At 75.1% G+C, this 21,688-nt stretch carries 23 protein-coding genes and 1 tRNA gene; 8 read left to right on the plus strand and 16 right to left on the minus strand.

Translation table 11 applies throughout. The annotated features are described in order from the left end of the window. Window positions 1-30: 30 nt before the first annotated feature. From KOV94_RS05055 to KOV94_RS05105, 11 genes are all read right to left on the minus strand, one after another. Window positions 31-303, minus strand: coding sequence for a WXG100 family type VII secretion target (locus KOV94_RS05055; protein WP_160142877.1), 273 nt, complete (start codon window positions 301-303; stop codon window positions 31-33). A 95-nt stretch (window positions 304-398) separates the two neighbouring features. Beyond that, window positions 399-3,209: a hypothetical protein gene (locus tag KOV94_RS05060; RefSeq protein ID WP_218051376.1), complete on the minus strand. Its 2,811-nt coding sequence runs from the start codon at window positions 3,207-3,209 to the stop codon at window positions 399-401. Beyond that, complete coding sequence (locus tag KOV94_RS05065) at window positions 3,206-3,664, minus strand: pilus assembly protein TadG-related protein (protein WP_218051377.1); 459 nt, start codon at window positions 3,662-3,664, stop codon at window positions 3,206-3,208. The genes KOV94_RS05060 and KOV94_RS05065 overlap by 4 nt, the downstream gene beginning before the upstream one ends. Beyond that, entirely contained in the window at window positions 3,661-4,074 is a 414-nt protein-coding gene (locus tag KOV94_RS05070) for a TadE/TadG family type IV pilus assembly protein (protein ID WP_218051378.1), read from the minus strand. Before KOV94_RS05070 ends, KOV94_RS05065 begins: the two co-directional genes overlap by 4 nt. Window positions 4,075-4,106: 32 nt before the next feature. Further along, entirely contained in the window at window positions 4,107-4,547 is a 441-nt protein-coding gene (locus tag KOV94_RS05075; protein WP_235843482.1) for a TadE/TadG family type IV pilus assembly protein, read from the minus strand. After that, entirely contained in the window at window positions 4,544-4,768 is a 225-nt protein-coding gene (locus KOV94_RS05080) for a hypothetical protein (protein ID WP_225916109.1), read from the minus strand. Before KOV94_RS05080 ends, KOV94_RS05075 begins: the two co-directional genes overlap by 4 nt. Before the next feature lie 69 nt (window positions 4,769-4,837). Next, window positions 4,838-5,758, minus strand: coding sequence for a type II secretion system F family protein (locus KOV94_RS05085; protein WP_124343504.1), 921 nt, complete (start codon window positions 5,756-5,758; stop codon window positions 4,838-4,840). After that, window positions 5,755-6,651 (minus strand): type II secretion system F family protein, encoded by an 897-nt coding sequence (locus KOV94_RS05090; RefSeq protein ID WP_218051379.1) that lies wholly within the window; start codon window positions 6,649-6,651, stop codon window positions 5,755-5,757. Before KOV94_RS05090 ends, KOV94_RS05085 begins: the two co-directional genes overlap by 4 nt. After that, window positions 6,651-7,961: a TadA family conjugal transfer-associated ATPase gene (locus tag KOV94_RS05095; RefSeq protein WP_124344028.1), complete on the minus strand. Its 1,311-nt coding sequence runs from the start codon at window positions 7,959-7,961 to the stop codon at window positions 6,651-6,653. The genes KOV94_RS05090 and KOV94_RS05095 overlap by 1 nt, the downstream gene beginning before the upstream one ends. 10 nt (window positions 7,962-7,971) lie before the next feature. Next, window positions 7,972-8,754, minus strand: a complete 783-nt coding sequence (locus KOV94_RS05100; RefSeq protein WP_218051380.1) for a CpaE/TadZ family protein — start codon at window positions 8,752-8,754, stop codon at window positions 7,972-7,974. A gap of 2 nt (window positions 8,755-8,756) precedes the next feature. Continuing rightward, window positions 8,757-9,479: an SAF domain-containing protein gene (locus KOV94_RS05105; protein ID WP_124344026.1), complete on the minus strand. Its 723-nt coding sequence runs from the start codon at window positions 9,477-9,479 to the stop codon at window positions 8,757-8,759. A 264-nt stretch (window positions 9,480-9,743) separates the two neighbouring features. Between KOV94_RS05105 and KOV94_RS05110 the strand changes: the two genes are divergently transcribed. Further along, on the plus strand, window positions 9,744-10,703 hold the full coding sequence (locus tag KOV94_RS05110; protein WP_218051381.1) for an FHA domain-containing protein: 960 nt from the start codon (window positions 9,744-9,746) through the stop codon (window positions 10,701-10,703). A 9-nt stretch (window positions 10,704-10,712) separates the two neighbouring features. Here the strand turns inward: KOV94_RS05110 and KOV94_RS05115 are convergent, their stop codons facing one another. Further along, window positions 10,713-11,738: a hypothetical protein gene (locus KOV94_RS05115; RefSeq protein ID WP_124344024.1), complete on the minus strand. Its 1,026-nt coding sequence runs from the start codon at window positions 11,736-11,738 to the stop codon at window positions 10,713-10,715. After that, window positions 11,732-12,331 (minus strand): hypothetical protein, encoded by a 600-nt coding sequence (locus tag KOV94_RS05120; protein ID WP_124344023.1) that lies wholly within the window; start codon window positions 12,329-12,331, stop codon window positions 11,732-11,734. The genes KOV94_RS05115 and KOV94_RS05120 overlap by 7 nt, the downstream gene beginning before the upstream one ends. A gap of 197 nt (window positions 12,332-12,528) precedes the next feature. Between KOV94_RS05120 and KOV94_RS05125 the strand changes: the two genes are divergently transcribed. The 7 genes from KOV94_RS05125 to KOV94_RS05155 all read left to right on the plus strand — a co-directional run bounded on the left by KOV94_RS05125 (window position 12,529) and on the right by KOV94_RS05155 (window position 19,285). Then, the gene (locus KOV94_RS05125) at window positions 12,529-13,353 is read left to right on the plus strand and encodes a hypothetical protein (RefSeq protein ID WP_124344022.1); all 825 of its coding nucleotides are present in this window, start codon (window positions 12,529-12,531) and stop codon (window positions 13,351-13,353) included. Continuing rightward, complete coding sequence (locus KOV94_RS05130; RefSeq protein ID WP_218051382.1) at window positions 13,350-14,795, plus strand: hypothetical protein; 1,446 nt, start codon at window positions 13,350-13,352, stop codon at window positions 14,793-14,795. The genes KOV94_RS05125 and KOV94_RS05130 overlap by 4 nt, the downstream gene beginning before the upstream one ends. 9 nt (window positions 14,796-14,804) lie before the next feature. Continuing rightward, complete coding sequence (locus tag KOV94_RS05135; protein WP_124342361.1) at window positions 14,805-15,089, plus strand: hypothetical protein; 285 nt, start codon at window positions 14,805-14,807, stop codon at window positions 15,087-15,089. Further along, window positions 15,086-15,724: a hypothetical protein gene (locus KOV94_RS05140; protein ID WP_218051383.1), complete on the plus strand. Its 639-nt coding sequence runs from the start codon at window positions 15,086-15,088 to the stop codon at window positions 15,722-15,724. The genes KOV94_RS05135 and KOV94_RS05140 overlap by 4 nt, the downstream gene beginning before the upstream one ends. A 40-nt stretch (window positions 15,725-15,764) precedes the next feature. Further along, a complete protein-coding gene (locus tag KOV94_RS05145) occupies window positions 15,765-16,202 on the plus strand; it encodes a hypothetical protein (RefSeq protein WP_218051384.1) in 438 nt (145 codons plus the stop codon). Window positions 16,203-16,709: 507 nt separating this feature from the next. After that, entirely contained in the window at window positions 16,710-18,047 is a 1,338-nt protein-coding gene (locus KOV94_RS05150) for a YibE/F family protein (RefSeq protein ID WP_124342358.1), read from the plus strand. Beyond that, the gene (locus tag KOV94_RS05155) at window positions 18,044-19,285 is read left to right on the plus strand and encodes a YibE/F family protein (RefSeq protein ID WP_218051385.1); all 1,242 of its coding nucleotides are present in this window, start codon (window positions 18,044-18,046) and stop codon (window positions 19,283-19,285) included. Before KOV94_RS05150 ends, KOV94_RS05155 begins: the two co-directional genes overlap by 4 nt. A 69-nt stretch (window positions 19,286-19,354) precedes the next feature. On the opposite strand, the gene KOV94_RS05160 is transcribed toward KOV94_RS05155, so the two are convergent. The 3 genes from KOV94_RS05160 to KOV94_RS05170 form a co-directional block, all read right to left on the minus strand. Beyond that, a tRNA-Thr gene (locus tag KOV94_RS05160) sits at window positions 19,355-19,430 on the minus strand. Between the two features lie 79 nt (window positions 19,431-19,509). Next, window positions 19,510-21,087: an alpha/beta hydrolase gene (locus KOV94_RS05165; RefSeq protein ID WP_308160374.1), complete on the minus strand. Its 1,578-nt coding sequence runs from the start codon at window positions 21,085-21,087 to the stop codon at window positions 19,510-19,512. A 36-nt stretch (window positions 21,088-21,123) separates the two neighbouring features. After that, a complete protein-coding gene (locus KOV94_RS05170; RefSeq protein ID WP_218051386.1) occupies window positions 21,124-21,681 on the minus strand; it encodes a dihydrofolate reductase family protein in 558 nt (185 codons plus the stop codon). Between the last annotated feature and the right edge of the window lie 7 nt (window positions 21,682-21,688).

Here is a 21,688-nt window from a genome sequence, read left to right on the forward strand (position 1 = left end):
CCGCGACGGGCGGGCCGGACGTGTCGACGCTCAGATGCGGTCGCCCTCGCCGGTGGCCGCCGCGATGTTGTTGTGGTTGGTCCGCACGTCGCTCGCGGCGCCGTCGAGCGCCTCCTGCAGACGGTCGAGGTTGGCGCGGTAGTCCTGCCACAGCGAACGGAAGTCGTCGGCGTACTTGCCGGTCCACTCCGTGGCGTTCAGCCCCTGGTCGACGTGCGACTTGATGTCTGCGGCCTGCTGGGCGTTCTGCTGGAACGTCTTGAACAGCGCCTGGAGAGTGCTGAGCTCGGCACCAACTGCCACGGTGGTTCCTCCTCGGTACGAGCGCCGCCCGGTCAGGCGACGCGACATGCGGACATTACCGGCAAACCCCACCGCCACGGGCGGGTGTCACCCGGTCAGGCCCCCGACCCCCCGGCCTCGGACGGCTGGGGCGCGAGGTCCTCGACGACCGCGAGGGTCGCCGGGCTCATCGCGGGGACACCGGCCGCGCGCAGGGTCGCGGCGAGGTCGCCCGCCGCCTGCCGGACGGCGTCGGGCCCGCCGACGAGCGACGCGGCACGCATCAGGTCGCGCCACAGCAGCTCCTCCGTGGGCGCGAGGCGCAGCCCGGCCCAGGCGGCGGCCTGCGCGGCGCCCGGGTCGTCGTCGTGGTGGCACAGCACGACGAGCCGGTGCACCGCGTCGACCAGCAACGCGCGCGACGCCCGCTCGAGCCGCACGCGCGCGAGCCACGCGTAGCGTCCCGAGTGCCGCACCGACAGCACCGTGCCGTGCGCGAGCTCGAGGGCCGCGGCGAGGTCCGCGCGCTCGGCCTGCGGGCTCGCGGCGCTGCGGGACCGTGCGAGCAGGGTCGTGACGACGTCCCAGTCGACGACGGCCTCCGGCCCGAGCGCGACGCGGCCGTCCGCGCCACGGACCAGGCGGGGACGTCCCGACGCGTCGGTGCCGAGCCAGCGGGCCGCCCGGTCGAGCGTGCCCTCGCGCACCTCCGCCGTCACCCCGCCGGGCCACAGCGCGGCGGCGAGCACGTTCACGTGGACGCCCTCCGGGTGCAGCGCGAGGTGGACGACCAGCTCGGTCAGCAGCGCGCGCCGGCTTTCGTCGAGGACGCCCGGGCTCTCGACCCGGGGTTCCCCCAGCACCAGGACGCGCACCGGCGCCGCCGCGAGGTCGTCCGGGGTCCGCGGCCGCACGGGTGCCGCGACGTCGGGCCGCTCCACGGCCCCTTCGTGCGCGACCGCGTCGTGCCGCGCGTCGAGGGCCGGGGCCGGCTCGGGCGCCTCGGTGAACAGCTCGTCGAGGGCCGCCACCTGCCGCGGCGTGAGGCGGTTCGACTGCACGTCGACGCCCAGCAGGCGGGCGACGAGGCGACCGTCGGGCTGCGCGACGAGCTGCCAGCGCGCGCCGGGCAGGTCGCCGACACACACGACGCCGAGCGGCGACCGCCGGTCCGTCGTGGCGGTCGCGACGACCTGGTCGGCCAGGGCACCGGTCGGCGCCGCGCCCAGCACGAGGTACTCGGGCACCCACGTCGTCGCACCGTCCGGCCGCACCCGCCCGGACAGCACGTCGCCGTCGTGGGTCACGGCTCGACGGCCGCCGAGCCGGTCCAGCACGTCGGACGCGGACGCGGCGCGGGCGTACCGACCACCCGGCAGGGCGTCGAGGCCGTCGGGCAGGTCGACACCGGTGACCCGGAGCCCGTCGGACCAGCGGTTCGTCGCGAGCTCGGCGGCGAGCGCGGTCGCGACCTCGCGCGCCACCTGCGGGTCGCCGACGACGCAGACGGGTCCCTGCGCGCTCTCGAGGTCGAGCAGGACGTCCCGGCCCTGCGCGTCCCGGCCCAGCGAGACGAGACCCGGGAACGGGGCCGGACCGCCCGCCAGCGCGGCGTCGACGTCGTCGGCGGCGAGCCGCCACGTCGAGCCGTCGGCGGCCGCCTGCCACGGCGTCGGCGCGTCGGGCGTCGACGGCGACAGGCGCAGCTCGAGCGCGTCGTCGGAGACGACGGCCGCGACGACACCCGGCAGGGGCCGGCCGGTCGCGCCGTGGGCGGCCGCGAGCTGCCGCAGCCCACGGTCGAGCAGCAGCGCGCGGCGGGGGTCGGCGCCGACCCGCAGCGCGACCTCGAGCTCGACGGCGTCGTCCGACGGCTCCCCGGTGCGGCGGCGGCGGCGCAGGCGGTCGAGCGCCGCGAGCAGCCCGACGGCGAGCAGACCGCCGCCCACGAGCAGCGCGGTGCTCGCCGGGGACTCGTGCACGGCGTCCGCGGCGGGCCCGGCCTGGGCGGCGTCGGCCGCGGGTGCCTGCTCGGGGACCGGCGCCACGGGAGCGGGCGCCTCCGGTGCGGGCGCGACCGGTGTGACGACGGCGGTGACGCGCTCGACACCGGCCGCGTCCTCGGGCATCACCAGCAGCCAGTTCGGGTAGATGAGCCGCTCGAGCGTGAGCTCGTGCCCGTCGGGCTGGTCGCGCCCCTTGTTGAGCTCGAACACCTCGCTGTACCGGCGGCCATCGCCCAGCGTCCGCTCGGCGATGTCCCAGAGGTTGTCGTGGTAGCGCCCGTCGGGCACCTTGACGACGTACACGCGCTTGCCGAGGAGCTCGGCGCCCTCCTCGGGGCTCAGCTGGACGTCGCCCAGCCAGAACGTCGTCTCGCCCTGCGCGACCTGCGCCTCGGCGGGTGCCGCCACGGTCGCCGCCACCTCGCCCGCGACGGCGGGCGCGGAGATCGCGACACCGACCTCGCTGTGCACGGGTGCCGACGGCGCCACCGCGGCGGACGCCTGACCGGCTGCGCTCGCGAGGAGCAGCACCGACACGACGAGCGTGCGGGCCAGCCGCTGGCTCGGCCCGGCGAGCGGGACGCGTGCGGGCAGCCCGACGCCCGAGAGCGCGGACCGCAGCTCGACCACGGTGCAGATCGTGAACTGGAGCCAGGCGAGCCAGACGATCCACACGAGCACCGCGAGCAGCTGCTCGACGCCGATCGTGCCGGTGAGCGCGTCCAGCGACGGCAGCGAGCGCGGGATCGCCGGGGCGGCGTCGAGCGCGAGCAGCCCGGCGGGCACCCCGACCACGAGCAGGAGCAGCAGGGCGGCGGACAGGACCGACGACGCGACGCGGCGTGGCCGCTGCTCGACGTCCTCCTGCAGGAACCTGCCCGGCCCGGTCTCGCGGTCCGACCGCAGCTCGGCCTCGTTCACGGTGCTCCCCCGATCTCGGTGACGATCCCGACCGCCGCGCGCGCGGTCGCGCTGCCCTCGACGGTGAACGTGTCGACGCCCGCCAGCTGCAGCAGGACCGTGGGCACGACGTCCTCGACCTCGACGGTGACCTGGTCCTCGGCGGCGGTCACCGTCATGCGACCGGGTGCGTACCCGCGCACGGACAGGAAGTCGACGGCCGCGTCGCGGGCGGCGCCGGGGTCGATCCGCGCCTCGCCCGTCGCGCGCAGGTGGGCGACGTCGAGCTGGTTGGCCGCGGCGCGTGCCGCCTGCTCGGCGTCGTCGACGATCGCGACGCGCGCGTTGACCGCCCGGCCGCCGTCCGCGACGAGGCCGACGACGGCGAACAGGACGAGCACGATCCCGATCACGAAGACGGACGCGGACCCCTCGTCGGACCGGAGGCGCAGCGGGTGGCGGTCGCGCACGGTCACGCCCCCGTCCTGCGGTACCGGTCCAGGGGTGCCGCCGACGACGCCTCGACCTCGACCGTCCCGGGGAGCCCCAGCACGCCGAGGTCCGACCAGGACACCGTGCAGGCGACGTCGACGCGGACCACCTCGCCGGCCGCGAACGTGCCGCCGAGGTCGACGGGGTCGCACGTGAGCGACGCCGGGGTGCCCGCGGCCGCCGTCGCCCGCGCGGCGGCGAGCGCGCTCGCGCCGTCGCGCTCGAGCGTCGCGGCGCGCACCGCGTCCCGCGCGATCGCCTCCGCCTCGCCCTCGGCGGACACGTACCGCCCGGCGGCGACGACGAGCAGCGCCACGAGCAGCAGCACCGGGATCAGCACGACGACCTCGACGGCCATCGAGCCGCGGTCGTCGCCCCGCGCGGTCCGTCCCACCGCGGTCCTCCTCCGTCCGTGCGCCGGGCGCGTCACTGGTCCGCCCGGAACCGCTCGACGGGCCCCTGCACGAGCGCGCTCACGCGTGGTGCCAGGCCCTGCACGATCTCCTTCGAGCGGGCCGAGACCTCGACCCGCACGGTGTCCGGGGTCGGCCGGCTGATCTCGACGTCGAGGTCCTGCAGGTTCTCGCCGCCGATCAGCTCGGCGAACTCGACCGCCCGGGCGCGGGCCGCGGTCTCCGACGCGGGGGTGCCGCCGCCGGTCCGCACGACGCGGGCGGTCTCCCGCGCGACGGCACCCACCAGCTGGTTGCCGTGCCACGTGAGCGCGAACTGCACCGTCACGAGGATCACGAGCATGAGCAGGGGGGTGTAGAACGCGAGCTCGATCGAGCTCGCGCCACGGTCGCCCTCGGCGCCCGCGGACGCGCGCAGCCGTCGGCGGACCGGGGTCAGGAGCGGAGCGGTCACGGTCCGCCCGGGGCGTCGGGCATCTCGATCGACTCCGCGGCGTCGTTCGCGAGGTTGTAGATCACCGTGCCGACCACGCCCGCGAGCAGCACGAGGACGCCCGTGATGATGACCCACTCGATGACCGACGCACCGGCGTCCTCCGCGAGGCGGGCGCGCTGGTAGCGGCGTCGCAGCTCCATGACGAGGTAGTCGACGACTCCCCGGTGGGGAAAGCTCATGTCAGCACCGTCCTTTGTCGAGTGTCCGTGTCGTGCGGTGGTGGCCCGTCCGGTCGTGCCGTGCGCGGGTCATGTCTGGCCCAGCACGCTCTGCAGCGCCGGGTAGAGGAGGAAGACCAGGAAGCCGACGGCGAGCAGGAGCTGCGCGACGAGCATCGACTCGGAGCTCTCTCCGGCCTTGCCCTCGGCTTCCGCCAGCTCGCGTCGACGCATCGAGCCCGCACGCGCCGCGAGCGAGTCGCGGACCTTCGCGCCGTCCTCGGCCACGAGCGCGAGCGCGGCCGCGAGGTCCCGCAGCTCGTCGACGCGCAGCTCCGTGCCGAGCCCGCCCAGCGCGGACCACGGCGTCTCGCCGCGCAGCCGCGCACCGCCGAGCGCGTCCCGGATCCGCACCATCGCCCATCCGTCGCTGAGCTCGGACGCGCCCTGCAGCGCCTCGGGGACGCCGCGGCCGGCCGCGAGGCTCATCGAGACGAGGTCGAGGAACGAGCCGACGACGTGCCGGAAGTCGCGGCGCCGCGCGGCGGCCTGCGACCGCACCGCGAGCCACGGGACCGCCGCGGCGCCGACGCCCACGAGGAGCGAGACGAGCAGCGGCACGGACAGGTTGACGTCCACGTGCAGCGCCACGAGCACCGCACCCACGACGAGCGGCGCGAGGAACCCCCCGACGAACGCGAGCACGGTGCGCGCGAGGAACGCGTCGAGCGTGAGCCCGGTCATCGCGAGGTCCGCCCGGAGGGCGTCCAGCGGCAGACCGGTCGCGGTCACGCGGCGTGCGGCCTCGCGCCCGAGTGCGAGCCGCCACCGGGCCCCCTCCCCCGCACGCGGGTCGACGCCGACCGCGCGCGCGTACGCGCGGCTCTGGCGGCGTTCCTCGTCGAGCCGGGCCAGGGCGCTGCCGGCGTGCGTCGGCGGAGGTACGAGCACGACGACGAGCAGGAGCACGCCGAGGCCGACGACCGCCCCTGCGAGGAGCACGAGCGTCACGACGCACCCCCCACCGGAGCCTTGGCGTCGACCTGAGGCTGCCCGTGCCGGTCGGGCGTCGCGACGAGGAAGCGGGCCGGGACGTCGACGCCCGAGAGCCGCTTCATCCACCAGAACCCGGCGGCGAAGAGCGCGATGACGACCACCAGCACCGCCTGCCCGGTCGCCGTGCCGTACGGCGCGACGTACGTCGGGTTCAGGATGGCCAGGCCGAAGATCATGAGCATCGAGAAGCCCATGACGATCTGCGCGGACCGGCGGGTCGAGGAGCGGCCCGCCGACACCCGCTGGCGCATGTCGAGCTCGGCGCGCGCCGACTCGGAGACCGACGTGAGGACCTGCCGCAGACCCGGGCCGCGCAGGCGCGAGTTGAGGATCAGCGCCGCGACGACCAGGTCCGCGCTCGGGTCGTCCAGGTCGTCGGCGAACCGCTGGAGCGCGGTGCTGAGCGGCACCCGGACCCGCAGCCGGTCCACGAGCATGCGGAGCTGCGGCTGGATGGTCGGCGACGCCGCGTAGACGGTCGCGGGGATCGCCTGCTCGAGACCGACCGCGCCGGCGATCGTGTCGCGCAGCGACTCGGCCCACGACGCGAGACCCTCGAGGCGGGCCATCGCCTGCTTCTCCGCCTTCGCCCCGCCGAAGAGCGACGTCCACGACAGGACGAGCGCCGCGGCGGCGACGGCGGCGACCGGCCACCGCGTCACGACGAGGACCACCACGGCCGCGACGGCCGCGAGCAGCGCGCGGCGCCCGAGCCGGTCGACGAGCGACGGCCCGCCGTGCACCACGCCCGCGTCCCGCGTGCGTGGTCGCAGCGACTCGACGAGCAGCGCGATCCCGAGGCCGACGACGGCCCCCGCGAGGACGATGAAGACGGTGGACGGCGCCATCACAGGCCCCGCATCGCGTAGCCGGGCGTGTAGCCCACGGCGACGAGCTCGTCGAGGCACGCGATCGGCGCGGAGGCGACCGCGACGCCGTCCGGCCCGGGTGCGAACACCTCGCTCGACAGCACGCGGCCGTCGATGCCGTTGACCTCGCGGATGCTCGCGACGAACCGGCGCAGCCGCCCGCCGTGCAGGTAGTCGTTCTGCTTCTGCACGAACACCACGAAGTCGATCGCGCCGGCGATGAGCATCATCGTCGCCTCGACGGGCAGGCGCTCCTGCGACTGGATCGCGTAGGTCGAGATGCGGTTGAACACCTCGATCGACGAGTTCGCGTGGATCGTGGACAGCGACCCGTCGTTGCCCTGGCTCATCGCGTTGAGCATCGTGACGATCTCGTCGCCGAGCACCTCGCCCACGATGACCCGGCTGGGGTTCATGCGCAGGCTGCGGCGCACGAGCTCCGCCATGCTGATCGCGCCGTTGCCCTCCGAGTTCGGCAGCCGCTCCTCGAACGCGACGACGTTCGGGTGCAGGTCGGGGAACTCCCCGAGGCCCAGCTCGAGCGCGCGCTCGACGGTGATGAGGCGCTCGTGCGGGCGGATCTCGTTGGCCAGCGCCCGGAGCATGGTCGTCTTCCCGGCGTTCGTCGCGCCCGCGATCATGATGTTCTTGCGCGCCGCGACGGCCGCGGACAGGAACGCCGCGACCTCGTGGGTCACCGACCCGAGCCGCACGAGGTCGTCGAGGTGCACGCGCGACAGGCGCGCCCGCCGGATCGAGATCGAAGGGCGTGCGCAGACGTCCATCACGGCCGACATGCGGCTGCCGTCGGGCAGGCGGATGTCGAGCTGCGGGTTCGCCGAGTCGAACGGGCGGCTCGACAGGCCCGAGTACGCGCCGAGGATCTGGATGAGCTCGACGAGCTCGTCGTCCGACTCCGCGACGGGCGGCATGCGCGCCTCACGGCCGTCCGCGTACTGCACGAAGACGTTGTCGCAGCCGTTGATGTCGACGTTCTCGACGTCCCGGTCGTCGAGGAGCGGCTGGAGCCGGCCGACGCCGTACAGCGCGGCGTGGATCCCGGACGCGAGCTCGCTCTCCTCGACCGGCGACGGCGGCGTGCGACCGGCGGCGATCTCCGCCCGCGCGTAGGCGTCGAGCACCCGGTTGACGACGGCGCGCGCGAACTGCCGCTCGTCCTGCCCGGACATCTGGGCCACGCCCGCCGCGGCGTCGTCGCGCCGCTGCCGCGCGAGGACGTCCGCGACCTCCTCGCGGAGCCGGCGCACGAGCGCCTGGTCGACCGCCACGCGCGCCCCCTCAGATCCCGGCCCGCACGGCGCCCTGCGACGCGGCGAGGTCGGAGACGGGTGCGACGAGCTGACGCACCGACCGCACGAGCAGCGAGCGCTCGACCCCGCGGTCGAGGCGACCGCCGACGACGTCGGCGGCGCGCTGGTCCTCCGCGACCTGCCCCACGACGGTCACGGGCAGCCCTTCGTGCGCGAGGAGCTGCGCGAGCTCGGCGAGCGACCGGCGGTCCCTGCTCTCCGCGAGGAGCGCGACACCGAGGGCGGGCATCCGGCGCGTCGAGGTCGCGCGCATCTGGGCGAGCCAGCGCAGGCGCTCACGCAGGTGCGCGTACGACTCCAGGCGCGGGCGGGCGAGGAGCACGAGCACGTCGGCCGCCGCGACGACGGGCATGACCGGGCTGCCGGCCTGGACCCGACCGCAGTCGACGACGACGTCCCGCGTCGGGTGGTGCGCGAGCGCCGACGCGAGCGCCGGCACCGCCGGCGCGATCCCCGTCATCTGCTCGGGGCTCGTCACGCCGCACAGCACGTCGAGACCGCCCTCGAGCTGCTGCAGGTGGTCGTCGAGGCTGTCGTTCGCGAGCCCGCGGCGCGCGTCGGCCGCGAGCGAGAGGACGCCGCGCTCGGGGTCGAGCGGCCCGCGCGAGGCCGTCCGGCCCAGCAGCGACACGTCGCCGCCGGCGGGGTCGGCATCCACGAGGACTACGTCCGACGGCCACACGCCCGCGAGGACGCGCGCGGTCGTGCTGACGCCGGGCGAGCCCTTCGCGGAGCCGATCGCGACCAGCACGCTCAGCCCCCCTGACCGACGACCGGCGTCCCGCGGCTCACGAGGACGGCCGAGAGCGACGCCTCGGCGGCCGCCGCGGCCAGCTCGGCGCCGTCGGACTCGTCGACGATGAGCGTCGCGGTCACCCGACCGCCGTGGGCGCCCTCCGCCGGGGTGGTCGCCGAGCTCACGAGCGCGTCGGCCACGAGGACCGTGCCCGTGCCGTCCACGACCTGGACGAGCTGGACGACGTCTCCCGCCAGCAGACCGGACGCGGGCGCACGCCCCTCCTCGAACGAGGCACCGACCGCGACCTTGCCGTCCTGCAGCGTGCGGGTCGTGGTGAGCATCGACGTGTCGACCAGCTGGCCCTTCGTGACGGCGGTCCGCGCGAACTGGCCGACGACGAGCTCCTGCTGCGACGCGGGCACCAGGAGCGTGCCCTCGGACGCGACGGGCGTGGTGGCGAGCGCGTCGTCGGTGATCTCCTCGCCGACCGCGATGTCGCGCGCGGCGACCAGCACGGGGACGCGCTCGTCGGCGCGCAGGGCGAGCAGGCCGGCCGCGGCGGCGCCACCCACGATGAGCAGCACCGCGAACGCCGCGAGCAGGGGACGCCGCTCGCGCGGTGCGTGCGGGAGCCGTTCGGCACGGGCAGCGCCCGCCGACGCCATCCCTCGCTCGTCACGGGCGCGGCGGCGGTCCTGCGCGGCCACGCCCCCGGGCGTGCTCGTGTTCACCGTCATCGATGGGGGTCCAACCTCGCTGCGGGGGTTCGTGCAAGGACTGCATGACTATAGGGGCAAATCGGACGGTGACGGTCGCGCGCGGTCGGGGCCGCGTCCGGTCCCGGCGCGTCTACCATGGCCGCCGACCACAGCCCGAGGGAGGCCTTCCATGCCGACGAGCGCGCACTTGCCTGCGGCGACAGCTCTCGCGCGACGAGGGACCGCCCGTCAGCGCGCAGGGGGCACCCGGTGACCGCACGCCCGCACACTTCACCTGATCGGGTGGCGGCCGTCCCGGCGACATGGCCGCTCGTCCGGGTGCAGCTGCGACCGGACGGCACGGGGACCGTGCACGTCAACGAGCACGCCTCGGCGTGCGCCGCCGCGTCCACGGCACGCCTCCGGGCGGGCGCGCTCGCGCGAGCGGTCGCGGTGGCCCGCACCGTGGGGCGGCCGGTCCGCGTGGTCCTCGCCGACGCGACCGGCGCGTCGCTGCTGGCCGCGCACCCCGACGGCACGCTGCGCACCCTCCCCGCCGAGGGTGCCGGCGCGCCCGTGGACGTCCCGCCGGCGCCCTGCCGTCGGTGCGGGGCGGACCAGCCCGTCGCGGCGCTGGCGTGCGGGGCGTGCGGGACGCTCGAACCGCTGCGCGTGGAGACCGACCCCGTCGCCCTGCTCGACGCGGCGACGCTCAGCCGGCCCGACGAGGGGCTGCTCGCGTCGCTCCCGGCGCCGCGTCCCGTCCCTGCGCTCCCGACGGTCCCGGACGCCCTGCCGGACGGGCTGCCGCACGGCCTGCGGGACGGCCTCTCACCGGTGTCCGTCCCGGTCCCGCCGGACGGCCGCTCGCCGGTGTCCGTCCCGGTCCTGCCGCCCGAGCCCGCAGCGGGCGGCGCGGCACGCGACGCGGCGGACACGTCGGGCGGGCACGTGCTCGTGCTGACCGTCGACGGTGGTGCCCCGGTGCGCGTCCCCGGCGGCGCGTCGCTCGGCCGCGACCCGGTCGCTCCCACCGGGCGGACGCCCGTGCGCGTGGTCGGGGCGACGGTGTCGAAGACCCACGCGCTCGTCGACGTCGAGCCCGACGGGACCATCCTCGTCACCGACTTCAGCTCGACGAACGGGACGCACGTGCTGCTCGACGCGCCCGTGCGGCTCGTCCCGCACACCCCGGTCGCCGTGCCGGCCGGGACGGTGGTGCTGCTCGGCGAGGTGCGCTGCACGCTCGGCCTGAGCGCCTGACGCCGCGGGCTAGCGCGAGACGACGCCCTGGATCTCGGCGACCGGGACCTCGGCGGTCGCCGAGATCGTCTGCGCCGGCAGCGCCGTCGGGTTCGGGTCCTCCGACGACACCCACGACGCGGTCCAGGTGGCCTGCGCGGTGAGCGTCGCGGTCGGCTGAGAGTGCCCCGCCTTGACGGCCTGGTTCGCGCTGGACCGGAAGAACCGCAGCGAGCACGTGGTGGACGCCGCACCACCGCCCCACGGCGTGCCCGTGTCGGGGCACGTCACGGAGTCGGCGCCGGGGGCGCTGACCTGCAGCGCGGACAGCACGGCGTCGACGCGCGCCCACGTGCCCGACGGGATCTGCGCGGTCACCGAGACCGTCGTGGCGGCGTCCTCGACCCACACCCAGGTGTCGGTGCCGACGACCGTCGCCCCGGTCCCGGACATGCTCGGGTTCCAGCGGATCGTCCCGCGGGGCAGGTCCATCGAGTCCGACGCGATCTCCGCGAGCACCTCGGGGTCGACCTCCGCGTCCTGCGGCGGCACGGGGTCGGTCGGGCCGACCCACACCGCCGGGTGGGACAGGTGGTACTCCGTCGCGACCTCACCGGGGGCGTCGGCGCTGCACGTCGACTCGTACCAGTGGCCCTCGGTGTCGGTCGCGTGGTCCTCCCAGCCCTGGTGCAGCAGGCCCTGGTTGGCGTAGTCGTCGAGGGTGTCGGACTCGCGGGCCTTCCCGCCGAGCTTCCAGTACTCGTAGTACTGGTACCCCGTCGGGCCCCGGCCCATCCAGCACAGGGGCGCGACCGTGCGCGTCGTGGTGCTGCTGAACGTCCGGCCGCCCGACGTCGAGCCGGACTGCGAGACCGTGACCTGGATCGACCCGCCCGACGACCCGCCGCTCGTCCCCGTACCGGGGCCGCTCGAGTCGCCGGGACCGGCCGTCTCCTCCTGCCCGAAGGGCGGCTCGTCGTCCGCGGCGGCGAGCGTCACCGGGGCCAGGACCAGCGCGGCGGACAGGGCCAGGACGGCCGCGGCCCGACTCAGCATGTGCCCGACACCTCGTTCGTGGCGACGAGCCACCGGTCCTCACCGGGGACGCGGGTCAGCGTGTAGGCCTTGTGCTTCTTCTCGCCGAACCCCGCCTCCGCGGGCGTGTACGTGCGGGTCGCGTCCGCGAAGGTCGCCTGCGAGAAGTCCTCGCAGATCTCGCCGGTCGCCTGGTCGCCCGTGACGGCGACGTCGCTCACGCGCGTCTCGAGGACGCCGCCGATGGACGCCTGGATCGCGGTGTTCTTGTCGACCACCTTCTGCATCGCGCCCTGCAGCTCGGCGGAGGCGATGAGGGCGAAGGCAGGGCTCACCGTGTTGGTGCGCATGGTCCGCCAGTACTCCTTCTCGTACGTGGCGAGCCAGTTGTAGACGTCGGCCTCGTCGCCCGTGAGCGTCGGCACGTCGGTGAACACGATCCCGAGCTCGGGGTCGGACAGGTCGTCCACCTCCGGGTCGGGGGTCGGCGTGGCGCTCGGCGTCGGCGTCGTGGTCGGCGCCGCGGTGAGGCCCGCGGGCTCCTCGGCCCCGCCGCACCCTGCGAGCAGGCCCACGACCAGCGTCGACACCACGACCACCACGAACCGGCTCATCTGCGCCCTTCCCGCGACCACGGCCCGGTCGACCGAACCGACCGATACCGTACCGAATGCCCCGTCCGCGCGCGGCGCCCGGGACGCTCCGTCGCGCGGCGGCCGTCCGGGTGACGGTGGACGAGCGGTCACACCACCCCCGTGGTCGCCACTAGGGTGCTGTCCGAAATCGCCGGATTCGAAGGGTGGACGTGAGCATGGCTCGTCTGGACGTCGTGCGGCGCAGGGTCGCCCTCAGTGAGGACGAGCTCGAGACGCTCCGCCTCCTCCACAACGGGGAGCCCACGCCCGAGGAGGCGCGCGCCGCGCTCGTGCAGGCCGGCGTCGTCGACGAGGACGGCGCGGTGAGCCCGCTCGTCGTCGACCTGGTCCGGACGGTGACGGACCCGATGATCCAGGCGTCCGTCGAGACCGCGGGGCCGCAGGGACCCACGCTCGCCGTGCTCGCCGTGCGCGAGGAGACGGTCTGGTACACCGACCCGTGGCCCCAGGACGACGGGACGGTGTACTGCCAGGACGAGCTGCCGCAGATCCTGTGGATCCTCGCGCGGCTCGCCGGGCTGCGCCGGCGGGAGGTCCCGAAGATCGCGACGCCGTTCACGGTCCCGCTGCGCGCGGTCGACGCGGTCGTCCAGACGATGAGCCTGACCGACGACACGTGGGAGCCGGCCCGCGTCGTCGCCACGGCGCAGCTCGAGCGGTTCTTCGGCGAGGTCGCCGAGGCGGACCGGTCCATGCTCCTGGCGACGCTGTCGTTCCTGGAGTCGACCGCGCGCGTGAGCCTCGTGTGGGGCCCGGACGCCGCGACCGACGCCCGCGGCCTCGCGCTGTGGGACTGCGGGCCCGGCGGGTACTGGGTGCGGGAGCAGCCCGCCGAGCCGCTGCGCCCCGAGGACGTCACCCCGGACACCCTCGCCACGTTCCGCCCGGTGTCCGGCGGCGAGGTGTGGCAGCTCCTCCGGGACCTCCTGCCGTCGTCGGCGGACCTGCGCTCGGTCCTGGCACGGGTCGGCGCGTCGTGACGGTCAAGGTCGACAAGGAGGTCCTCGCCGCGACCGTCGTCGCGCTCGAGGACCTCGCCGAGGACCTGCCGGCGCTGTTCGACCGCGCGTCGGCCCTCGACGCGCGGGTCGACCTCGCGGGCCTCAACGGTGCCGAGCAGTGGGCCCGCGACGTCGCGAAGGACCTGCGCCAGCGGATCGGCGTGCTCGAGCACATGGCGCAGGCGAACCCGACGTTCGGTGGCGTGAGCATGACCGCCGACCAGGCGTCCGCGATCGCCGGCCAGTCGATGTCGGTCGAGGACGCGCTGATCGCGGTGCACGCGACGGGCACCGCCCCGAACGCCTGGAACGACACGGACCCCGCCAACCTCGCCGAGTGGTTCGAGCAGCTCCAGGCCGAGGCGCTCGAGAAGCTCGCCGGCATGACCGACAGCGAGCAGGCCACGGCCCTCGTCGACGCCTACCACGACGTCCAGAACTTCGTCGTCGGCGGCGGCGCTGCGGTCGCCGCCGCGGGGACCCTGATCTTCCAGGGCGGTCCCGCCCTCGCGCGCTGGCTCGCCGACCGCAAGATCATCCAGCCGGGCCTCGCGGCGCTCGCCGAGTCGGACGCCGCCTGGGCGAACAGGCTCTCCGCGGCCCTCACGGCGGCGGACCGGCGGGGGCTCGCCGGCAAGGTGCCGTTCAAGTACCCGGGCTCGTTCGTCCCCAACACCGTCGGCAACTACCTGCTGAAGCTCGCGCCGACCGTCGAGGACTTCGACGCCTGGGTGACCCGCATGTCCTCCGCGACGCAGACGTACGCGGTGAACGGCGAGATGCAGCCCACGCTCCTGGCCAAGCTCCTGCAGAGCGAGAAGGGCGTCCAGGCGACGACCTGGGTCTCGCGGGTCCTCGGGACGACGCGCACCGGGCAGCTCGCGACCAGGCTCGCCACGTGGGGCAACGCGATCGTCGGCAAGCCGTGGATCAACCCGGCCACGGGGGCCGTCGTCGCGCGTGGCGCCGGCAACCTCCTGACGATGGCGAGCCAGTCGGGCGTCACGACGATGCTGAGGTCCGCGGGCGCGCTACGGGTCCTCGGCGTCGCGGGCAGCGCGTTCGCGACGGTCGACGGCGTCGTCGGGCTCGTCAACAACTTCGACGAGAACAACAGGCTCTGGTCCGAGGGCGGCACGGAGGGCAAGGCGCACGTCATCGGCGAGTACGCCGAGACCGCGTTCAACGCGTCGATGACCGCGGCGCTCATCGCACCCAACCCGGTGACGCTCGGCCTGGTCGCCGTCACGGGTGTCGTCTGGGCCGGCGCGGAGATCGTCGAGCACTGGGACGACATCACCGCGGCGGCCGACACGGCCGTCGACTGGGCGGGCGACCGGGCCGAGGAGGCCGGCGAGTGGGTGGGTGACCGCCTCGACGACGTCAAGGAGTCCAACCTCAACCCCATGAACTGGTTCTGAGAGGGCGCGATGACATCGACCGAGCTCTTCGCCAAGGCGCAGGCCCTCGACGCCCTCGCGGGCGACGTCGAGACCGCGATCGACCCCGCGAAGTCGATCGCCGACTCCCCCGACTGGGAGTGCGCGAACGCGACCGACGTCCGCGGCGCGCTCAACGGCTGGCGGTCGGCCGCGCAGTCGGCCGCGCGCAACCTGCGCGACGAGGCGTCCCGCGTGCGCGGCGAGGCCCGGCGGGCCGAGGAGCGTGAGGAGCAGGAAGAGCGCGACGCGCGCCGCGAGAGGCAGCCCCAGTGACGGTCGACGTCTGGGCGCCGCTGGGCGTCGCGGGCGTCGTGCCGGTGGTCGACGAGCTGAGCATCCCGGACTTCCACCACATGCCGAAGGACGTCCCGTTCGCCGCGCGCACGCAGGTCGACATCGCCGGGCACCGGGTCACCGTCGTGTGGCGGCACCGCGTGCTCGTCGCGTCGCTCGCCGACGACACGGCCCCGGACGGCGCGCGGAAGATCGCCAGCGGCTTCCGTCAGCCCGCCACGGGCGGTCCGGACAGCATCCTGTGGAACTTCGTCCTCATGCCCGTCGACGTGCTCGGCGAGACCGTCGCCCTCGACCGCGAGCGCAGCGGGCGCGACCGGTGGCAGCTGCGCGTCTCGGGGCCGGCCGGACGCTCGTGGCAGTGGCGGCCGGCGGGCCGGATCTTCGCCGACCGGATGGAGCTGACCCGGTCGGACGACGCCGCACCCGTCGTCACGCACACGCTGCGACCGGTCCCGGGCCGCCCGGGGACGACGTCCGGTCCGCCGGAGGTGAGCTGGGAGGCGTCCGCGAGCCTCGCGGAGGTGCTGCTGCCGCTCCTGTGGGTGCTCGACCGGGCGCACACGTGCCTGCTGCCGAAGACGCAGCGCGTCCTGCGCGGCGAGTTCCTGTGACCCCCGCGGGCGGCGACCGGCCGGACCCTAGGATGTCCCGGTGATCCGGTACGAGGAGCGCGCGTCGCGACGCCGTTCGACCCTGGCCCTGGTCGTCGTCTGCGTCGTCCTGTGGGTCGGCCTCGCGCTGACCGACGGAGGCTGGGTCCTCGCCACCGTCCTCGTGGGCATCGTCGCCGTCCTGGGCGCGGTCCTCGTCTGGAGCGTCGGCCGCTGGACGAACATCCGCGTGACCGACTCCGAGCTCCGCGTGGGCCGCCTCAAGGTCCGCCTCGCCGACCTGTACCCGGGCGTCTCGCAGCCCGGGGAGGTCGTCGAGGGCAAGCTCGCGGGCGGCCAGTGGGGCACGACGGCGTCGACGGCGCACCCGCGGATCGTCGCCCTGACCCGGCGTGACGGGCAGCGCATCATCGTCTCGACGCAGGACCCCGACGCCTTCCGTGCGGCGCTCGACGCCGCGTTCGCCGAGCGCGCCTAGCACCCGAGCACGCCCAGCACCCGAGCGCACCCGACCCGCGAGGGCCCGGAGCCGGATCGGCGACGCCCCTCCTCGCTGACCGTCGTGGGGCGCTGACACCCCCGCCTGGTCGACCGCCCGTGCCGGCGCTGGTGGGACCTAGGTCCGGCATCCGTGCTCCTGGGAGCGGCGATGCTGCCGGGAGTGCCCCACGACGGCGCACGCCGTCCTCCGGCGGCCGGTCGACGTGGGGTCCGACGGAGGTCGGGCGACGTGGCTGTGGCGACCGCGACCCGTGAGCCTCCGGTGGGCGGCCCCTCCCCCCTCGGGGCCGCCCACCCCCGTCGGACGCCCCGCCCGCCCTCGAGGTCCCCGCCGCGTGGTCGGCGAGGGCGATCACGCGCGACGCCCCCGACGTCCCCCCGCCCGCCCCGCACGCTTCCGGTCGCGTCGACGGCGCCGGGCGGGGTGGACCGCCACCCGGCGCGTCGGGTCCCGGGTGCGCGGGACCGTGCATGATGCTGGGTCGTGCCCCACAGCCACCTGCCCGCCGCGCACGCGCCCGACGAGGCCCCGACGGAGCCCGCCGCCCTCCGTGTCACGGCCGCACGCGCACGCGTCTGGCTCGCCGCGGTGCTGGGGCCCGTCCTGCTGCTGACGCTGGTCGGCGCGTGGTGGCTGTGGCCGTCGGCGGACGCGCGGCCGCCCGTGCTCGACACGACGGGGCCGGGCGTCACGTACACGACGGGCGAGATCACGCAGGTCCGGCCCGACGCGACCGGGATGGACCAGGCGTCCGCGCGGCTGGCCGACGGCGAGGTCGTCGACCTGCACGTGCCGCCCGAGTACGTGCCGGAGGTCGCCGTGGGTGACCGGGTGCGGGTCGCGGCGATGTCCACGGCCGACGTCGGTGACCTCACGGACGTGACCGCGCAGCCGACGCTCACCACGACGTACCTGTTCGTCGACTTCGAGCGCGGGCCGCCGATGCTGCTGCTCACCGCGGTGTTCGCCGGGCTCGTCGTGCTGGTGGCGCGCTGGCGCGGGCTCGCGGCGCTCGTCGGGATGGGCGCGGGCCTGCTCGTCGTCGGCGTGTTCACGCTGCCCGCGCTGCTCCAGGGCCGGCCGGCGGTGCCGGTCGCGCTCGTGACGAGCGTCGTCATCATGTACGCCGTGCTCTACCTGGCCCACGGCGTCTCCGTCCGCACGTCGACGGCCCTGGCGGGCACGCTCGTCGGGCTCGTCGCGACGGCCGCGATCGCGTCGTGGGCGAGCGGGTCCGCGCACCTCACCGGGCTGTCGGGCGAGTACGCGCTCGACCTCATGTCGGCGGCGCCCGAGGTGCGGCTCCGGTCGGTGCTGCTGTGCGGGATGGTCCTGGCCGGGCTGGGCGTGCTCAACGACGTGACGATCACGCAGGCGTCGGCGGTGTGGGAGCTGCACGCGGCACGACCGGGCAGCACGTGGCGCGAGCTCGTCGGGCGGGGGATGCGGATCGGGCGCGACCACATCGCGTCGACCGTCTACACGATCGTGTTCGCCTACGTCGGTGCGGCGCTGCCGCTCGTGCTGCTCGTCAGCCTCACCGACCGGGGGCTGCTGGGTGTGCTGAGCAGCGGGGACATCGCCGAAGAGGTCGTGCGCACGCTCGTCGGGTCGATCGGGCTGGTGCTCGCGATCCCGGTGACGACGGTGCTCGCGGCCGTCCTGGTCCGGCGCAGCGCGGCGGGCACGACGGCACATCCCGACGGGCACGGCGACGACCCGGACGGTCCCGCGCGCGGAACCCGCGGCACCGACCGCGCACACCAGCCGCGGTCCGGTGAGGACGCGGCGGACGACGACCGCGCGGAGGTGTCGTCGTGACGCTCGACGCCCCTCCCGCGACGCGGACCCGCCGCTCGGGGACGCCGCGCACCGCCGTCGTCCTCGTCGTCCTGGTGGTGCTCGCCACGCTCGGCGCGCTCGTCGGGACGCTCGCGACGTGGCCCACCGACGAGAGCCGTCCGGAGACGGGCTTCGTCGACGTCGACGTCGAGCGCGTGTCCGCGACCGTCACGGGCTCGCGCTGGGACACGTGCGACGGCACGGTCGAGGACATGGCGCCCGACGGGTCGGTCCCGTCGACGGTCCGCTGCCTGCACGTGACCGCGAAGGTCGACGGCGGCAGCGAGGCGGGCACGTCGGTCGAGGTCATCGCGACGTCGGGACTCACGCGCGCCGACGTCCCGCCCGGCACCGCGGTCGTCCTGGAGCACTACCCGTCCGACGAGAACGGCGACGAGGTCTGGGCGTGGGGCGACTTCCGGCGCGGGGTGCCGCTCGCGACGTTCGCGCTCGCGTTCGCGCTCGTCACGGTCCTCGTCGCGGGGATGCGCGGGTTCCGGGCGCTCGTCGGTCTCGCGATCGCGTTCGTCGTGCTCGCCGTGCACCTCGTGCCCGCGCTCGTCCAGGGCCAGCCGGCGCTCGTCGCGACGCTCTCCGCGGCGACCCTCGTCGTCGTCGCCGTGCTGTACCTCGCGCACGGGCTCTCGCTGCGGACCACGACCGCGCTGCTCGGCACCCTCGGCGGCCTGCTCATGGTGACCGTGCTCGGCGTGGTCGGGGCGCGGATGGCGCACCTGCACCCCGGCTCGACAGAGGACACCTACCAGCTCGCACGCCTGCTCGGTGACGACGGCGTCCGGATCCTGCAGGGCGTGTTCCTCAGCGGCGTCGTGCTCGCGGGCATCGGCGTGCTGAACGACGTCACGATCACGCAGGCGTCGGCGGTGTTCGAGCTGCGGGCGTCCGACCCGACGGCGTCGTGGCGCGGGCTGTTCGCGCGCGGCATGCGGATCGGCCGCGACCACATCGCGTCGACCGTCTACACGATCGCCTTCGCGTACGCGGGCGCGTCGCTGCCCGTCCTGCTGCTCCTGGAGCTCTACGACCAGCCGCTCGGCATGACGCTGACGTCGGGCGCGTTCGCCGAGCAGATCGTCAGCACGCTCGCGGGCTCGATCGGCCTGGTCCTCGCGATCCCCCTGACGACGGCCGTCGCCGCGGTCGTCGCCACGCGCCTGGCGCCGACGCACGTGTCCGCGGGCGGCCACCGGCACTGACCCGGGCGGCCCGTCGGCGCCGCTGGGACGACGAAGGCCCGGTCACCGTGAGGTGCCGGGCCTTCGTGCTGGAGCCGCCTTGGGGAATCGAACCCCAGACCTTCTCATTACGAGTGAGACGCTCTGCCGACTGAGCTAAGGCGGCGTCGCCGTCCCCGTGGGCGGACCCCCGGATCGACGAGCGCGCCCACTGTACCCGGCGCAGGGCCCTGGCTCCAAAGCGGCTAGCAGCGGGTGCCCTCGGGCGGGACGGTGCCGGTGAGGATGTACTCGTCGACGGCGTCGGCGACGCAGTCGTTCGACGAGCCGTAGGCGGTGTGCCCCTCGCCCTCGTAGGTGAGGAGCGTCGCGGTGGACAGGGTCGTCGCGAGCTTCTCGGCCCACGCGTACGGCGTCGCGGGGTCGTTCGTGGTGCCGACGACGAGGATCGGCGCGGTCGCGTCCTTCGCCGAGTAGTCGTCGAGGCCCCCGACGACGGGCACGGGCCAGTCGGCGCAGATCGTGCCGCCGTAGGAGAAGAACGAGCCCATGGTGGGTGCGACGGCCTCGATGCGGTCGGCCTGCGCGCGCATCTCGGCGGGGTCGGCGCTCTGCCGGTCGTCGAGGCAGCCGATCGCCCAGAACGCCTCGGTCGCGTTCGTCGAGTAGGTGCCGTCGGCCTCGCGGTCGAAGTACGCGTCGGCGAGCTGCAGCAGGATCGAGCCGTCGTTCTCGTGGATCGCCGCGTCGAGCGCCTGCGTGAGGTACGGCCACGACGGCTGCGAGTAGAGCGGCAGCGCGATGCCGTAGAACGCGAGCGAGCCGGTGAGACGCCGGTCGCCGCCGGTCGGCAGCGGGTCGGCGACCGCGTGGTCGAGCAGGGCGCGGATCTGGCCCATCGCCTGGTCGACGTCGCCGGTCAGCGGGCAGCTCGCGCCGGCCAGGCAGTCGGTGACGTAGGCGCGCAGCGCGTTCTCGAAGCCCTGCGCCTGCCCCTCGGCGAGCTCGTCGGCCGTGAGCGTCGGGTCGAGGGCGCCGTCGAGGACGAGCCGGCCGACGCGCAGCGGGAAGAGGGCGGCGTACGTCGCGCCGAGCTGCGTGCCGTACGAGTAGCCGAGATACGTGAGGGCGTCGTCGCCGAGCGCCGCGCGCAGCACGTCGAGGTCGCGTGCGGCGCTCACGGTGTCGACGTGCGCGAGCGTCTGGCCGGACCGCTCCTGGCACGCCTCGCCGACACCGCGGAAGACGTCGATCGCCTCCTGGATGCCCGCGTCCGTCGAGTAGTCCGCGTCGTAGGCGACGACCTTGTCGAGGTCCTCGCCGTCCAGGCAGGTGATCGGGCTGGAGCGCTGCACGCCGCGCGGGTCGAACGCGACGAGGTCGAGCTGGCGCAGCACGTCCTCGCTGATCATCGAGGCGGCCTGGTCGAGGAAGTCCACGCCCGAGACGCCGGGGCCGCCCGGGTTCACGAGCAGCGACGCGACCGCCGAGCCGCCGGTCGCGGGGCGACGTGCCAGCGCGATGCCGATGGTCGCGCCGGACGGGTCCGCGTAGTCGAGCGGGACGGTCGCGGTCGCGCACTCGCCCTGCGCGCACGTCGTCCACTCGAGCTGCTGGTCGTAGAACGGCGCGAGCGCCTCGTCCGGGGCGCCCGACGTCGCTGCGGACGTCGGCACCTGCGCCTGGTTCTTCGCCGGGACGCAGCCGCCGACCACGAGGACGACGACCGCGCTCAGCGCGGCGACGACGACGGCGGCACGCCGCCGCGCACCCGGGCGGACAGGGGCGGCGGACGGTCGGGGCGAGGCGGTCGTCACGGGCACGCGCCTACGGTAGTGGGCACGCCTGTGCGGTCCGGCTCATGCCCGCCGGGCGTACCGCAGATGGACCACACCCTCGGAGAAGGTGCGCTCCTCGACGAGGCGCAGGTCCAGGCGCAGGCCGTCGGGCAGGAACCGCGTGCCGCCCCCGACCACGACGGGCACGACGAACAGCAGCACCTCGTCGACGAGGCCCGCGCGCAGCGCGTGCGCGGCGAGCGTCGGCCCGCCGATCGACACGTCGGCCGGGGAGTCCTCGACCAGGGCGCGCACGTCGACCGGGTCGAACGTCCGCGCGAGGCGCGTGCGCGCCGTGGTCACCGCGTCGAGCGTCGACGAGTAGACGACCTTGTCCGTGTCCTGCCAGACGGCCGCGTAGTCGAGGATCACGTCGGGTGCGTCGGGCAGCGTGTGCGCGGTCTCCCAGAACTGCATGACCTCGTACATGCGTCGGCCGTACAGGTAGGTGCCGACCGGGCGCTCGAGGTCGTTGACGTACGCGTGCACGTCGTCGGGCGGCCGCGCCCAGTCGAACGCGCCGGTCGCGTCGGCGGTGTACCCGTCGAGCGACGTGATCCCCGCGTAGAGCAGCGCCATCGCGTCC

Source organism: Cellulomonas algicola, from assembly GCF_019024305.1.
Taxonomy (GTDB): domain Bacteria; phylum Actinomycetota; class Actinomycetes; order Actinomycetales; family Cellulomonadaceae; genus Cellulomonas; species Cellulomonas algicola.